The organism is Exiguobacterium alkaliphilum 12/1, from assembly GCF_000714435.1.
Classification (GTDB): domain Bacteria; phylum Bacillota; class Bacilli; order Exiguobacteriales; family Exiguobacteriaceae; genus Exiguobacterium; species Exiguobacterium alkaliphilum.
In genome coordinates, this window is record NZ_JJMW01000032.1 from 23,097 (window position 1) to 38,063 (window position 14,967).

At 54.8% G+C, this 14,967-nt stretch carries 17 protein-coding genes; 2 read left to right on the forward strand and 15 right to left on the reverse strand.

Going from position 1 to position 14,967, the window contains the following annotated elements:
• Window positions 1-194: 194 nt before the first annotated feature.
• The 11 genes from tig to RT52_RS07380 form a co-directional block, all read right to left on the reverse strand.
• Entirely contained in the window at window positions 195-1,487 is a 1,293-nt protein-coding gene (tig, locus tag RT52_RS07330) for a trigger factor (RefSeq protein WP_034809766.1), read from the reverse strand.
• Between the two features lie 88 nt (window positions 1,488-1,575).
• Window positions 1,576-2,478 carry a hypothetical protein gene (locus RT52_RS07335; protein WP_034816352.1) on the reverse strand — a complete coding sequence of 301 codons (903 nt, stop codon included), beginning with the start codon at window positions 2,476-2,478 and terminating at the stop codon, window positions 1,576-1,578.
• 543 nt (window positions 2,479-3,021) lie between these two features.
• Complete coding sequence (locus tag RT52_RS07340) at window positions 3,022-3,534, reverse strand: metallophosphoesterase family protein (RefSeq protein WP_034816353.1); 513 nt, start codon at window positions 3,532-3,534, stop codon at window positions 3,022-3,024.
• 5 nt (window positions 3,535-3,539) lie between these two features.
• On the reverse strand, window positions 3,540-4,130 hold the full coding sequence (locus tag RT52_RS07345) for an XTP/dITP diphosphatase (protein WP_034809770.1): 591 nt from the start codon (window positions 4,128-4,130) through the stop codon (window positions 3,540-3,542).
• Window positions 4,127-4,876 (reverse strand): ribonuclease PH, encoded by a 750-nt coding sequence (gene rph / locus RT52_RS07350; RefSeq protein ID WP_034816355.1) that lies wholly within the window; start codon window positions 4,874-4,876, stop codon window positions 4,127-4,129. Before rph ends, RT52_RS07345 begins: the two co-directional genes overlap by 4 nt.
• Window positions 4,869-5,672, reverse strand: a complete 804-nt coding sequence (gene racE, locus RT52_RS07355; protein ID WP_034809774.1) for a glutamate racemase — start codon at window positions 5,670-5,672, stop codon at window positions 4,869-4,871. The genes rph and racE overlap by 8 nt, the downstream gene beginning before the upstream one ends.
• 116 nt (window positions 5,673-5,788) lie before the next feature.
• A complete protein-coding gene (locus tag RT52_RS07360; RefSeq protein WP_021066838.1) occupies window positions 5,789-6,052 on the reverse strand; it encodes a phosphocarrier protein HPr in 264 nt (87 codons plus the stop codon).
• A gap of 71 nt (window positions 6,053-6,123) precedes the next feature.
• A complete protein-coding gene (locus RT52_RS07365) occupies window positions 6,124-6,564 on the reverse strand; it encodes an acyl-CoA thioesterase (RefSeq protein WP_034816357.1) in 441 nt (146 codons plus the stop codon).
• A 9-nt stretch (window positions 6,565-6,573) separates the two neighbouring features.
• Window positions 6,574-7,362, reverse strand: a complete 789-nt coding sequence (sdhB, locus tag RT52_RS07370) for a succinate dehydrogenase iron-sulfur subunit (protein WP_200871127.1) — start codon at window positions 7,360-7,362, stop codon at window positions 6,574-6,576.
• A gap of 8 nt (window positions 7,363-7,370) precedes the next feature.
• On the reverse strand, window positions 7,371-9,128 hold the full coding sequence (sdhA, locus tag RT52_RS07375; protein WP_034816358.1) for a succinate dehydrogenase flavoprotein subunit: 1,758 nt from the start codon (window positions 9,126-9,128) through the stop codon (window positions 7,371-7,373).
• Between the two features lie 15 nt (window positions 9,129-9,143).
• Window positions 9,144-9,761 carry a succinate dehydrogenase cytochrome b558 subunit gene (locus tag RT52_RS07380; RefSeq protein ID WP_034816360.1) on the reverse strand — a complete coding sequence of 206 codons (618 nt, stop codon included), beginning with the start codon at window positions 9,759-9,761 and terminating at the stop codon, window positions 9,144-9,146.
• 223 nt (window positions 9,762-9,984) lie between these two features.
• Between RT52_RS07380 and RT52_RS07385 the strand changes: the two genes are divergently transcribed.
• Window positions 9,985-10,377: a YslB family protein gene (locus tag RT52_RS07385; RefSeq protein WP_245175489.1), complete on the forward strand. Its 393-nt coding sequence runs from the start codon at window positions 9,985-9,987 to the stop codon at window positions 10,375-10,377.
• 36 nt (window positions 10,378-10,413) lie between these two features.
• Here the strand turns inward: RT52_RS07385 and uvrC are convergent, their stop codons facing one another.
• Complete coding sequence (uvrC, locus tag RT52_RS07390) at window positions 10,414-12,198, reverse strand: excinuclease ABC subunit UvrC (protein WP_034816365.1); 1,785 nt, start codon at window positions 12,196-12,198, stop codon at window positions 10,414-10,416.
• A 72-nt stretch (window positions 12,199-12,270) separates the two neighbouring features.
• Between uvrC and RT52_RS07395 the strand changes: the two genes are divergently transcribed.
• Window positions 12,271-13,584 (forward strand): dihydrolipoyl dehydrogenase family protein, encoded by a 1,314-nt coding sequence (locus RT52_RS07395; RefSeq protein ID WP_034816368.1) that lies wholly within the window; start codon window positions 12,271-12,273, stop codon window positions 13,582-13,584.
• Window positions 13,585-13,846: 262 nt separating this feature from the next.
• Here the strand turns inward: RT52_RS07395 and mnhG are convergent, their stop codons facing one another.
• Genes mnhG through RT52_RS07410 form a run of 3 tightly spaced genes read right to left on the reverse strand, consistent with a single transcriptional unit; the run spans window position 13,847 to window position 14,965 of the window.
• On the reverse strand, window positions 13,847-14,206 hold the full coding sequence (gene mnhG, locus RT52_RS07400) for a monovalent cation/H(+) antiporter subunit G (RefSeq protein WP_034816371.1): 360 nt from the start codon (window positions 14,204-14,206) through the stop codon (window positions 13,847-13,849).
• Entirely contained in the window at window positions 14,184-14,483 is a 300-nt protein-coding gene (locus RT52_RS07405) for a Na(+)/H(+) antiporter subunit F1 (protein WP_081825915.1), read from the reverse strand. Before RT52_RS07405 ends, mnhG begins: the two co-directional genes overlap by 23 nt.
• Entirely contained in the window at window positions 14,480-14,965 is a 486-nt protein-coding gene (locus RT52_RS07410) for a Na+/H+ antiporter subunit E (protein WP_034809784.1), read from the reverse strand. Before RT52_RS07410 ends, RT52_RS07405 begins: the two co-directional genes overlap by 4 nt.
• Window positions 14,966-14,967: the final 2 nt, after the last annotated feature.

The following is a 14,967-nucleotide window of genomic DNA, read 5'->3' on the forward strand; positions in this document are numbered from 1 at the left end:
CTGAATGGAAATGGATGTAAGTGCGATAAATCGCCTATTTGTATTTTCCGGTGCGACTTGCACCGTGAAAAGACATTTACATCTCTGCGTTGCAATAATTGTAGCATGAACAAATCACTTCATCAAAGATTAACACATGCAAAGTGTCGTGACGAAAAAAGGACGACTGCGCGGCAGCCGTCCTTTCGATCCGATTACTTCGCTTTCCCGTTTTCAACGAGGATGTCGATCGCTTTACGGAACTTGAGGTCACCTTTAAGTGTCTCGATTCCGCCTTGTGGCGCGAGCATCGTGCGGAGTTGGTCTGGTGCGATGTTGTAGAGCTTAGACATTTCTTCGAGCTCTTTTTCAGCATCTTCGTCAGACACTTCGATTGCTTCTTTCTCAGCGATGGCTTTCAAGACGAGACGAGCTTTTACGCGCTCTTCTGCTTGCTCTTTCATCTCTTCGCGCATTGCGTCTTCAGAAGTTCCTGTGAGTTCGAAGTACATGTTGAGGTCGATGCCTTGTGAAGATACACGCGTACCGAACTCTTGAACCATGCGGTCTACTTCTTGCTCGACGAGAACTGCAGGTACGTCGATTGTCGCGTTTGCAGTCGCTTGTTCAACGAGCTGGTCGCGCATCGTGCCGTCTGCTTCTTGCTTCTTGCCAGCTTCTAAACGCTCACGGATTTTCGCTTTCAACTCGTCGAGTGAAGATACTGACTCGTCGATGTCTTTTGCGAACTCGTCGTCGAGCTCAGGTACTTGCTTCGCTTTCACTTCGTGAAGCTTGACTTTGAATGTCGCTGGTTTACCCGCCAAGTTGTCAGCGTGGTACTCTTCAGGGAATGTTACTTCAACGTCTTTTTCTTCACCAGCTGTCATGCCGACCATTTGCTCTTCGAAGCCAGGGATGAATTGGCCTGATCCGATTTCAAGCGTGTAGTTCTCAGCTGTGCCGCCTTCGAACTGCTCGCCATCAGCGAAACCTGCGAAATCAAAGACAGCTGTATCGCCGTTTTCGATTGCGCCTTCTTTAACAGCAAGCTCAGCGCCTTGCTGTTGAAGCGCGTCAAGTTCTGCTGTGACTTCTTCGTCAGTGACTGTTGTTTCAACAGCTTCGTACTCGAGACCTTTGTATTCGCCAAGCTCAGCTTCAGGCTCAACAACGAACGTTACTTTGAACGTTACAGGTTTGCCTTTTTCGAGCGTGCCGTCTACATCGATGTTTTCGAGTGCGATTGGTTCGAAACCAGCTTCTTCGACTGCAGATTGAACCGTGTCACGGTAGAGGATGTCGAGTGCGTCTTGGTAGAGCGCCTCTTCCCCGTACATTTTGTTGAACATTGGGCGTGGCAATTTCCCTTTACGGAAGCCAGGCACGTTCAATGATTTGACGACGTCTTTGAATGCTGCGTCGACTGCTTTATCAAAAGCTTCTGCAGGTGCTTCGTACGTGAGTACGCCTTGGCTACCTGATGTTTTTTCCCATTTTGCTGTCATGCTAAGTCCCTCCAACAATTCGTTTATACGTACAAGAATGTACAACAATCCGTATTATAGCATAAATCCGACACGAGCACACAACGATTTAGTCGAGGAGTGACCGTGTGAACGAGGCGTCCGCCTCAAGTATTTCCCCGGCAAGACCGTTCGCTTCCATCGCGTTCAACATCGCCCGTTTCGCCTCGACGATGGCCGGTTCGAGCTCATCGGCGAGATGGGGCACGAACGGGTAATGGACGTAACAATAGTTCGTCGACAGCTGCGTCGCGATCTCGTCCCCATAAAACCGTTTTTGCAAATCACCATACGTGAAGCCCCATTCGCGCGCGAACGTGCTCGCCTCGGTACGGTCATACACGTATCGTTCCCCACGGTCGGTCCATTCAATCGTCTCAAGTTCCGCGATCGCCCGCTCGAGCACCATCACTTTAATCACTTTCGGCCGGTCCTCGAGGAGGTATGCCTTCAACACGTTATCAAGCACGTCGTCGATATTGAAATGAACGTGTGCGAGCATTTCGATCTGCTCGGCCGTGCTCCCTTGATGGAGCGTCCGCTTCAACTTCGCGATCGCCGCCGGGAACTCCGTCAGTTTCAACACTTGAAGCACTTGATACGCCTGCGTGTTGACGTTGTCGCCGTCTTGGACACTCAAATATTTTTCAATCCAATGGGCCGCCTCGAACGGTTGATCGCGCATGATGTAATATTGGGCGATTTGAAGGCCGCACGTCTCCGGCCGTTCCGACGTCTCCATCTGCGTCGTGACGAGCTCTTCGAGTCGTTCGAGCGTCTCCGGCTCGTCCGGACGTTCCATCAGACATTGAAAGATTTCCATGAACAAGTAGACGTCACCGCTTAACTGTTCATACCATTCCCATAGAATCGGTTCGATGCGTTGCCGCTCCCCGGCCATGTCGGCTTCTTTCACCATCTTTTGAAGTCGTGTCCAGTTCCCCGGAAACGGATACTGCTGGTTTTGACCCATCTCCCCACACCCTTTCTTCCACTCTTCTCCATCTTCCTTAGGATCGAGTGGAATGTCAAATCATTCCCATGAAAAACGAAAAAAGAGACAGCCCCCGTGGAGGCTATCTCTATTTTAAATGGAAGTGTCCCAAGAGGGATTCGAACCCCCGACCGACGCCTTAGCTTACCACCATGGCTTTCGCCACCAACGTGTGTTGTTTGTAGTCTGGACTATATCTTCACCGTTTCAGGTGCGACACGTGTAGTCTCTACGGAACCTCACGAACGAAAACGTTCCTTCACTAGCTCTACCTCTGCAACATGTACAGTCCTTCGAACCAGCTCGACCTTCGGAAAGGTACAAGTTTCCTCGGTATTACCATCAGCATGATCTGTTAAGGCTTCACCGATATAGTGTCGTCCACTTTATAGGTTCTTGTTTCCCTATAAAGGCTCCTATTTGTCTTGAAGGGCGTTGCTCTATCCAGCTGAGCTATTGGGACATTGACAAGAAAACTATAATAGAAAAATGGTTTGCTGTCAATTCCTTCTTTTCATTCCGTCACAGCTTTCCGCTCACGTCGAGGTCCGGTACAGCCGAGCCGTCTTCCGATTGATAGAACCGGACCGAGGCCGCTCCGTTCTCAAGGTCAAGGAGCGCATACGTCTTCTCACTGCGACCGCGCGGCATCCGAATCGAACCCGGGTTGATGTATACAATCCCGTCCTCAATCAACGCCCCGGCGACGTGGGAGTGGCCGAACAAGACGACGCTCGCCCCGACTTCCTCGGCCCGGTAGCGCAATCGGTTCAAGTCGTACTTCACGTCATGGTGATGACCGTGGACGATGAGAATCGTCCCGGCCGGCGTCGCCTCGACGCGTTCGAGCGGAAGGTCGCCACCGAAATCGCAGTTGCCGCGTACGGTCCGATACGGGAGCAAGTGCTCATCGACGAGTGCGAGCTGCGAGTCCCCACAATGGAACGCGTCATCAATCTCTTGTTCGTGCCGGTTGAAGATGCTCAATAGTTCTTCTGTCAATCCGTGACTATCACTGACGATTAGAAAACGCATACGGCTCACCCTTCCATGAACGAAATGATTTCTGCCTCCAACTTCCGTAACGCTTGTCCGCGGTGACTGACCGCTGCCTTCTCGTCCCGCTCGAGTTCCGCCGCCGTCTTATGGAGCGACGGGACGATGAAGAGCGGGTCGTACCCGAAACCGTTCTCGCCATGCGGTGCATAGCCGATCGTCCCTTCGAGCGTCCCGCGTACCGTCAACGTCTCGCCCGACGGTTTCGCTAGGCAAAGGGCACAGACGAAGCGAGCCGTACGATCGGTCGCCCCGTTCAATTTCTCTAACAACAGTGCGTTGTTGGCCGCATCGGATTTCTCCGGTCCGGCGAAGCGGGCCGAGTAAATCCCCGGTGCCCCGTCGAGCGCATCGACTTCAAGTCCTGAATCGTCCGCGAGGACCGCCTGTCCGAAATAACGTGCCGCTTCCGTCGCCTTCAGTTCAGCGTTCGCTTCGAACGTCGTCCCGGTCTCGTCCGTCTCCGGCGCGTCGGGGTAGTCTAAGAGCGACTCGACCTCGAACCCGAGCGGCGTCAACATCGCCTCCAACTCTTTCACTTTTCCTGGGTTATGTGTTGCCACAATCAACTTCATGTCGTTTCCTCCATCTGTTCGCCGACGTACCACCATGAGGCGCCGAGGGCGGCTTCTGCCGTTTTGAACAGCTGCTCAATCCCGCCTTGTGCGAGTTGAAGCAGCTCGTTCATCTCTTGTAGGGTGAACGTCGCTTCTTCACCGGTGCCTTGCACTTCGACGAAGCGTCCGCTCGCCGTCATGACGACGTTCATATCGACCTCGGCCGCTGCATCCTCTTCATAGTCCAAGTCGAGCACGAGCGCATCGGTCCGTCCGACCGAGATGGCGGCGACGCCTTCCTTGATCGGCGTGTCCGTCAGTTTCCCTTGGCGGATGAGCGCGTCGACCGCGAGGACGAGCGCACAAAATCCGCCCGTGATGGAAGCGGTCCGCGTCCCGCCGTCGGCTTGGATGACGTCGCAGTCAATCCAAATCGTGCGTTCCCCGAGCCGTTCCAAATCGACGACCGAACGGAGGCTACGGCCGATGAGCCGCTGGATTTCCATTGTCCGCCCTGACTGTTTGCCGCGCACGACTTCCCGGACGGTCCGGTCTCCCGTCGCCCGAGGCAACATCGCATACTCGGCGTTGATCCACCCTTGTCTCTTGCCGCGCAAGAAATTCGGGACACGCTCTTCGACCGTCGCCGTACAGATGACTTTCGTGTCCCCGATTGAGATGAGGACCGAGCCTTCGGCGTGCTTATTGACGTGCGGGATGATTTCGACGTCACGCAATTCATCATATTTTCGTTCACTACGCATTGAGGGACACCTCTACTTTCTCCGCCGTGACGGATAGACCGAGCCATTCGGTCGCGAGCCGGTTGAACATGTCGACGTCCCCCGTCGCATAAAACTGATGCGTCGGGACCGTATCGAGGTCGTTCTCGAGTTCTTGGAAATCGAGGATGGCCGCCACTTCGAGCGCCGTCTCGTCACCAGACGAGATGAGGTGCACGTCCGGCCCGACGACGTCTTGAATGACGGGCGCGAGGAGCGGGTAGTGCGTGCAACCGAGGATGAGCGTATCCATCTCGGACGGCTGGAGCGGACGAAGCGTCTCTTCGACGATCGTTCGGACGCGCTCCCCCTCGAGCTCGCCCGCTTCGACGAGCGGGACGAACGGCGGACAGGCGAGCGAATAGACGTCGACCTCGCCCGCCACGTGACGGAGGGCCGTCTCGTACGAGTTGCTTTCGACCGTCATCTTCGTTCCGATGACGCCGATATGTTTATTGCGCGTGCCTTTGACGGCGGCCCGGGCACCCGGGTCGATGACACCGATGACCGGGATATGGAGACGTTTACGCGCTTCCTTCAAGACGACGGCCGTCGCCGTGTTGCAGGCGATGACGATCATCTTCACGTTCTTGCTGAGCAGGAACTCAATCAGTTCCCATGTATAGGCTTCAATCTCGTCGTGCGGGCGCGGGCCGTACGGGCACCGCTCCGTGTCGCCGATGTAGATGATTTCTTCTTTCGGTAGTTGGCGCATCAATTCTTTGACTACGGTCAAGCCGCCAACACCTGAATCGAGTACTCCAATCGCTCGTTTCATGTGATCACTTCCATTCCCATCTATCTTACCAAAAAAGCCGTTCCGGCAAAAGAAACGGTCATGTGACAAACAAAAAAGACGAGGTAGCCGATTGGCCGCCTCGTCCGTTGCCCGAATTACTGAGCAAGACCTTCGCTTGTGAGCATGTCAGAAAGCGTGTTAACCGCTTCTTCTGCATCGTCACCAGCTGCAGTGATTTTGATTGTCGAATCTTTCGCGATTCCGAGTGAAAGTACACCCATGATCGACTTGAGGTTTACCGTTTTACCGTTGTACTCAAGGTTGATATCTGATTGGAACTTAGAAGCTGTGTTAACCAACTGTGTAGCTGGACGAGCGTGAATTCCTGAATCTGCAACGACTGTGAACGTTTTTTCCATGACGTGATAGTCTCCCTTCAAATTTCAATTCTACAGGCGGACCTGCAAAATAATTGTTTGTGAACTCATTATCAAATGATAGCGGATTCGCAAAAATTCTGCAAGCGGTTTTTATATTCTGGAGTCCATTCGACCGGACGACCGGATTTCGACAAGTGCACGAGGCTCGTGCGCCCCGCGAACATGAGCTGTTCTCCATCATATGCCCCGTAATGAATATCACATGAAGTGTTTCCGACCGTCAAGACATTGGCATATACCTTGATCGATTGGCGCGGCATCACTTGGCGGACGTAATCGCACTGCGCGTCCGCCACGACGACGAACCCATCTTTCAATGAAAAACCTGTCGCCTCAAGCAACTCGATTCGCGCATCTTCGAAATAGATAAACGGAATCGTGTTATTCATGTGACCGTACGGGTCGCACTCCGAGAATCGGACTTTGACGTCTAGTGCGACCCCTGCTCTGACACGTGTTTCCCAATCGGCTTCGCGGAAGTATTTCGTCATCCGCTCCCCTTACGCCTCGACCGCAGAGCCGGTACGGCCCTTGTCGCTACCGAAGAACGATTTGAACGAGTGAAGCGTCGTCTGGCGGTTCATCGCGGCGATTGACGTCGTGAGCGGGATGCCTTTCGGGCAAACTTCGACACAGTTTTGTGCGTTCCCGCACTGCATGATGCCGCCGTCTTCCATGAGCGCCTCGAGACGTTCTTCCGCGTGGAAGGCGCCGGTCGGGTGCGAGTTGAAGAGGCGGACTTGCGAGATGGCGGCCGGACCGATGAAGTTCGTCTTATCGTTGACGTTCGGGCACGCCTCGAGGCAGACACCGCACGTCATACATTTCGACAACTCATACGCCCATTGACGCTTGTTCTCTGGCATCCGCGGTCCTGGACCGAGGTCGTACGTGCCATCGATCGGGACCCATGCCTTCACTTTTTTCAACGCGTCAAACATGCGCTGACGGTCGACTTGAAGGTCACGGACGACCGGGAACGTCTTCATCGGTGACAAACGGATCGGTTGCTCGAGCTTATCGACGAGTGCCGTACACGATTGGCGCGGTTTCCCGTTGATGATCATCGAGCAGGCGCCACATACTTCCTCGAGACAGTTCATGTCCCAGTTGATTGGCGTCGTCTTTTGGCCTTCGGCGTTCACCGGGTTCCGGCGAATCTCCATGAGCGCCGAGATGACGTTCATGTTCGGTCGGTAAGGTACCGTGAACTCTTCCGTATACGTCGGTTGATCCGGTCCATCTTGGCGTTCGATGATGAAGCGGATGTCTTTTTGGTCTGATTGCATTGGCGTCGTCATTTCGTCTTCGCCCCTTTCTTCGAGTAATCCCGTTTACGCGGCGGGATTAACGAAACGTCGATCTCTTCATACGAGATATCGACTTCCCCATTGTCATAGCGTGCCATCGTCGTCTTCATGAACTGCTCGTCATTCCGTTCCGGGAAGTCCGGCTTGTAATGGGCCCCACGGCTCTCGTCCCGCTTCAAAGCGCCGAGTGTGATGACGCGCGCGAGATCGAGCATGTGGTCGAGCTGTCGGATGAACGAGGCACCTTGGTTGCTCCAGCGGGCCGTATCGGTCGCGGAGATGTTATTGAAGCGTGCACGGAGTTCTTGAATCTTTTGGTCCGTCGCGATGAGCTTGTCGTTATAGCGGACGACCGTGACGTTGTCCGTCATGAGCTCACCGAGTTCACGGTGAATCTGATACGCGTTTTCCGTACCGTCCATCGCGAGGATGTTGTTGAAGCGTTCAATCTCTTCGCGCTCGTTGAAGTTGAAGAGGGCTTCCGGTACGCTCTCGGTCGCTTGGTCGAGGCCACGCATGTAGCTGACCGCTGCGGGACCGGCTTCCATCCCGCCGTATACGGCCGAAAGAAGCGAGTTCGCGCCGAGACGGTTCGCACCGTGCATCGAGTAGTCGCATTCCCCTGCCGCGAACAGTCCAGGGATGTTCGTCATCTGGTCGTAATCGACCCAGAGTCCGCCCATCGAGTAGTGGACGGCCGGGAAGATTTTCATCGGCACTTTCCGTGGGTCGTCGCCGACGAACTTCTCATAAATCTCGAGGATGCCGCCGAGCTTGATGTCGAGCTCTTTCGAGTCTTTGTGCGACAAGTCGAGGTACACCATGTTCTCGCCGTTGACGCCGAGCTTCTGGTTGACGCAGACGTCAAAGATCTCACGCGTCGCGATGTCACGCGGCACGAGGTTTCCGTAGGCCGGATACTTCTCTTCAAGGAAGTACCAAGGCTTCCCGTCTTTATACGTCCAGACACGTCCACCTTCACCGCGCGCCGACTCACTCATGAGACGAAGCTTGTCGTCCCCTGGAATCGCCGTCGGGTGGATTTGGATGAACTCGCCGTTCGCATAGACCGCGCCTTGACGATACACCGCCCCGGCCGCTTGCCCGGTGTTGATGACCGAGTTCGTCGATTTGCCGAAGATAACACCCGGGCCGCCTGTCGCGAGGATGACCGCATCCGATGGGAACGCTTTAATCTCCATCGAACGAAGATCTTGACAGACCGCACCGCGGCAGACGCCCGCCTCGTCGATGATGGCCCGGAGGAACTCCCAGCCTTCATACTTCTCGACGAGCCCTTGCGCCTCATAGCGACGAACCTGCTCGTCTAGTGCATACAAGAGCTGTTGCCCCGTCGTCGCACCGGCATACGCCGTGCGGTGGTGGAGCGTGCCGCCGAAGCGACGGAAGTCAAGAAGACCTTCCGGCGTCCGGTTGAACATGACGCCCATCCGGTCGAACATGTGGATGATTTTCGGTGCCGCTTCTGCCATCTTTTGGACAGGCGGTTGGTTGGCAAGGAAGTCGCCCCCATAAACCGTGTCATCGAAGTGTTGCCAAGGAGAATCCCCTTCCCCTTTCGTGTTGACGGCCCCGTTGATGCCGCCCTGTGCACAAACCGAATGTGAACGCTTGACCGGTACAAGCGAGAATAATTTAACCGGAACACCCATCTCAGCCGACTTGATCGTCGCCATGAGTCCAGCCAGACCGCCACCGATGACGATCAAACTTTGATTTGCCATGTAAAATTCCCCCTATTACAAGATGCCGGCGAACGTCAAGATTGAACGAAGTCCGACAAAAGATAGTGCCAAGAACACGGCACCTGACACGTAGCTCATGAAACGTTGCGAGCGCGGTGACTGTGTGATGCCCCACGTGATTGCAAACGACCAAAGTCCGTTCGCGAAGTGGAACGTAGCCGAGAGAATCCCGACTATGTAGAAGATGAGCATGAGCGGGTTGTCGACGATGTTTTGCATCATCTCCGCGTTGACCTCGACGCCGCGCATCTTCGCCAAGCGCGTTTCCCAAACGTGCCACGCGATGAAGATGACGAGGAAGACGCCTGTGAAGCGTTGTAGAATATACATCCAGTTGCGGGCGTATGAGTATCGGTTCGAGTTGATCGACCCGAGGAACGCATAATAGACGCCGTACACACCGTGGAAAATCATCGGCAAGGCGATGATCGTCACTTCAAGGAAGTATAAATACGGTAAGCTCTCCATGAATTTTGCTGCCTTGTTGAACGACTCCACCCCATCGACGATATAGTAGTTGACCGACAAGTGAACGATCAAAAACAAGCCGATTGGGATGACCCCAAGTAGCGAATGGACTTTACGACTGAAATAGTCACGACGCGTTGCCATTCTAGTTCCCCCTTTGTCCGAGCACTTGGCTCGTTTTGTAAATAAAAGCGTTTTCAAATCTAAATATAGCTTTCTGACTCCTATTCTACTCTTGTGAAAATTGTATGACAAGACAACCGGACGGATTTCCGGCACATTCTTTTCGAAAAATCCCGGTGACCAAATCCCAATTCGTCGTTATAATGGTATAGAGAGATTGGAGTGATGGAAGAAGATGGAAACTATGAGCCAACCCACTTTCGCGATTGAATTGTTGCGCGATTATGTGTTGACAGACTTGCTTGGTGAAGACTACGGCCAAGTCATCTATTGGGCCGGTAAACGGGTCGCCCGAAAGTTCCCGGTTATGCCAGACGATGAACTCGTCGCATTTTTCGAGGAAGCCGGATGGGGGCAATTGACGCTTGTGAAAGAAAAAGGAAGTAAGTTCTCGTTCGAACTCGTTCCGCCTCCTTCGACACAGCAAAAAGCGACCGGTTATTATCAGCTCGAGGCGGGCTTTTTAGCCGAACAGATCGCCGGGCGTCTCCAATATGTCGCTGAAGGCTTCGCCGAGCCGGCACGCCAAACCGTCCACATCACCGTCCAATTAGACCGAAAAGATTCGTACGAATGACGAAGAGCCGATGCGATTTTCCGCATCGGCTCTTTCTTATTCATCGGTCTCCTCATGCACATGCTCGAGCACTTTCTCTGCCAACTTCTCCGGCAGTCCCGCTTCTTTTAACTGTTCGAGTGAGGCGAGGCGAATCTGTTTCATCGACCCGAAATGTCGAATCAATTGTTGGCGCCGTTTCGGCCCGACCCCCGGAATATCGTCGAGCACCGATTTCGTCATCTTTTTCGTCCGCAGGCTGCGGTGGAACGTGATGGCGAAACGGTGGACCTCGTCTTGCATCCGCTGCAACAGATAGAACGCGCTCGAGCGCGAGTTCAGTTCGACGATGCCGCCACCCTCCCCGAACAAGAGTTGGCTCGTCCGGTGTCGGTCGTCTTTTTTGAGCGAGCCGACCGGTAAGTCGAGTCCGAACTCGTTCTGGAGCACATCGAGGGCGGCGTTCAATTGTCCGATGCCCCCATCAATCAACAGCAAGTCCGGCAAGCGCTTCTCCTCGGTCAACAGCCGACGGAACCGACGGCGGACGACTTCGCGCATCGTCTCGTAGTCATCCGGCCCTTGGACGGTGCGAATCTTGTACTTCCGGTACTCTTTCTTGAGCGGCTTGCCGTCCTCGAAGACGACGAGCGCCGAGACGGCGTCGCTTCCTTGGATGTTGGCGTTGTCGATGATGTCGACGCGCGACAAGTTCGGGATGCCAATCGCCTCACCGAGCTCGCGCATCGCCAGGAGCGTCCGCTCTTCGTCGCGGGCGAGCAACTCGAACTTCTCGTTCAACGCGATTTCCGCGTTCTTCGTCGCCAAGGCGAGCAGTTGCCGTTTCGCTCCCCGTTTCGGCTGCATCACTTTCGTGCCGATCGCATCAACCAACAAGTCGACGCGGACGATTTCAGGGACAAGCACTTCTTTTGGCACGACGTTCTGTTCGTAGAACTGGACGATGAAACTCTCGAGCTCTTCGGACGGTTCCCCGTGGAGCGGGAAGAGGGAGACGTCACGCTCAATCATCTTGCCGCCACGCATATAGAACACTTGGACACACATCCAGCCCCGGTCGAGCGTGTAGCCGAACACGTCGCGCGCGGTCGGGTCGGCCGTGATCATATTCTGTTTGTTCATAATCGATTCGACGGCCCGGATTTGGTCACGGAGCTCGGCGGCACGCTCGAACTGCATCTCCTCGGCGGCCTTCCCCATATCGATCTCGAGCTTGGCGAGCGTCTCGGCCGTCTCCCCGTTCAAGAACCGGCGAATCTCTTGGACGATCGCTTTCTGGTCGTCCGTATCGACGGCGAGCTCACACGGCCCGAGGCATTGTCCGATATGGTAATACAGGCAGAGCTTACGTGGCATCGGCTGACACTTCCTTAGCGGGTACAGCTTGTCGAGAAGACGCTTCGTCTCGTTCGCGGCATAGGCGTTCGGATACGGGCCGAAATAATAGCCGCCGTCCTTCTTCAACTTCCGTGTCGTCAGTAGGCGCGGGTACGGCTCGTTCGTGATTTTGATATACGGGTATGTCTTATCGTCTTTCAACCGGATGTTGTATTTCGGGTCGTGCTTTTTGATGAGCGTCATCTCGAGCAGGAGCGCCTCGAGCTCGCTCGCCGTGACGATGTATTCAAAGTCGCGAATCTCAGCGACGAGACGCATCGTCTTGATGTCGTGCGCCCCCGTGAAGTAGGAGCGGACCCGGTTCTTCAAGTTCTTCGCTTTCCCGACGTAGATGACCTCGCCGTACTCGTTCTTATGCAAGTAACAGCCGGGGTCGTCCGGGAGGAGCGCCAATTTATGTTTAATGTGGTCAGTTTGACTCAAGTTCGGTCACCTCAGTTTAGCTTCCTCGAGGACGGGAAAAATATGGTGAAGTCTTCGAGGGAGGGAATGGTTATGAAACGGTATGACGTCATCATTATTGGGAGCGGCTCGGCCGCGAGCCAAGCGGCAAATATTTTACGTGACGCCGGTAAAGAGATTGCCATCGTCGAGAATTGGACGTTCGGCGGGACGTGCCCGCAACGCGGCTGCGACCCGAAAAAGATGCTCGCGGAAGGCGCGGAACTCGTAGCCCGGGTCGACCAGATAAAGACGCTCGGCGTCAACGGTGAGATCACACTCGACTGGGCGACGTTCAAGCGTCGCGTCGATGAATATCGTTTCGCGGTCCCGACGACGAAGACGCACAACTGGAGAGAGCACGGCATCGATTTATTCGAAGGCGAACCCCACTTCATCGATGAGGACTCGATTGTCATCAACGGACATGAGATTTCGGCTCATCATTTTATCATCGCGACCGGTCTCATTCCCCGCCCGCTCGACATCCCGGGCGGGGAGCACGCCATCACGAGCGACGATGTTTTCGACCTCGCGTCGTTGCCTGCGCACGTGAGTATCGTCGGGGCCGGTTATATCGCGTTCGAGTTCGCCCATATTCTGCGGCGGTTCGGTTGCGACGTCACGCTACTCGTCCGCTCACGCGCCTTAAAGGCGTTCGACCGGAACGTCGTGAAGCGGCTCATCGATGAGACCGAGCGCATCGGGATTGACGTCCGTTATGGTGTCGAGCCGAGCGCGCTCGACGGGGACGTATTGACGTTGTCTGATGACTCTACCCTTCACGGGCTCGTCCTTAACGCGTCGGGCCGCATCCCGAGCATCGAGCGGCTCCATCTCGAGGCGGCCGGCGTCAGAGCCGACCACGACGGGATTCGCGTCAACGCCTATTTGCAGACATCGAACCCGAACATCTACGCCGCCGGGGACGTCAGCGCGAGCGACAACCCGCCGCTCACACCGTTCGCCGGGCAAGAAGGACGGATCGCCGCCTTGAACCTCTTGCGAGGAAACACCCGCCCGTTTCCGGAGCGGCCGGCGCCGACGGTCGTGTTCACATCGCCGCCGATCGCCAAGGTCGGTCTGACGGTCGAGGAGGCGAAAGCGAACGGAATCGATTTCGAATGCAAAGACATCGACTTGTCCCACTTTTTGACGTATGAACGCATCCATGACGAGACGGCGTTCTCGCGCGTCCTGCTCAGCCGTGACGGCCATGTACTCGGCGCCCACTTAATTGGCCAGCACGCGCCGGAACTGATTAACCTGTTCTCTTTCATTATACAGAACAACATGACCCATCAACACGTCAAACACTTGCAGTTCGCCTATCCGACGTCAGCGTCCGACTTGAGCTTCTTACTATGAGACCACGTAAAAAAGACTCGCCGCGGCGAGTCTTAAATCGGTTGACGAATCCATTCGCACATCGCGACCTGATTCGTCTTTTTTTGTAAACACATCAAAGCGTCCTGTCCTCTGCAGGAAAGCAATCCAACGGAGACCCAGCAGTGACGTTAGTCGCGATGCGGCTCCGGGATTGCCTGCGGAAAGCATGGGCGCCAGAAGGACGAGCGCTTCGATCGATGTTCGCCAACAAGCAAAAGACTCGCCGCGGCGAGTCTTTTCGTTATTCCAATCCTTTGTCCTTGTCTTCCTTCAATGCGTCTTGGAGTGAGTCCTTCCAGAGCGGCACGCCTTTCGTATGCGCCGCCCGGGCAATCAAATGTCCGCCGACGGGGGCCGTCAACAAGACGAAGAACAACCCGAGCAAGAGCCGTGCATCGAAGACGCGTTGGTCGACCCAGACGTGGAGCACGGCCGCGAACAAGACGAACATGACACCGAGTGTCGCCGACTTCGACGCCGCGTGTGTACGCGAGTAGATGTCAGGCAGACGGAGAAGGCCGATCGCCGCGACGACCGTGAAGAACACCCCGATGACCGTGAAGACGCCGGTCAAAATATCAAAGATCATTGTCGCGGTCATGATGGATGATTGCTCCTCTCTCTAGGTATTTCGAGAACGCCACCGTCCCGATGAAAGCAAGGATACTCAGTAAGAGGATAACCTCGAAGAACATCGTCGTGTCGAGCAGAATCGACAATAACGCGACGACCGAGATGAGCGCGATCCCAATCGAGTCAAGGGCGATGACGCGATCCGGCGTCGTCGGCCCTTTCACGACCCGATACAGCATGAACAACATCGCGATGACAAGGATGGCGAGTGAGATGTAGATTAAGATGTCTAACCAATGCATCATTCCGTCGCCTCCTTAATGCTAGATTCAAAGTTTTCGTAAATGTCTCGTTTGAGTGCCTCTTTATCCGGCATATGGAGCGCATGGATATAGAGGATCTTACTATCTTGCGACACTTGGACGACGAGCGTCCCTGGCGTCAATGAGATGAGCATCGACAACAGGCTGATCTTCCAGCCCGATTTGAGCGACGTCTCGTACCGGAAAATCCCGGGTTGAATCTCGAGCTTCGGACTGAGGACGAGGCGCAACACCTCGAAGTTCGCCATGACGAGCTCACGTGAGAAGATGAGGAGTAGCTTAAACAGCTTAATCACTCGCATGAAATAAAAGTTTGTCCCTGTTTCACGGAAGAAGCGGCGCATCATGAAGATGACGAGCAATCCGAGAATATATCCAATCAGGAACCCATACGTCGTGAACGATCCCGTGAGGAACATCCAGATGAACGCCAAGAAAAAGTTAATCAATATTTGATAGGCCATCT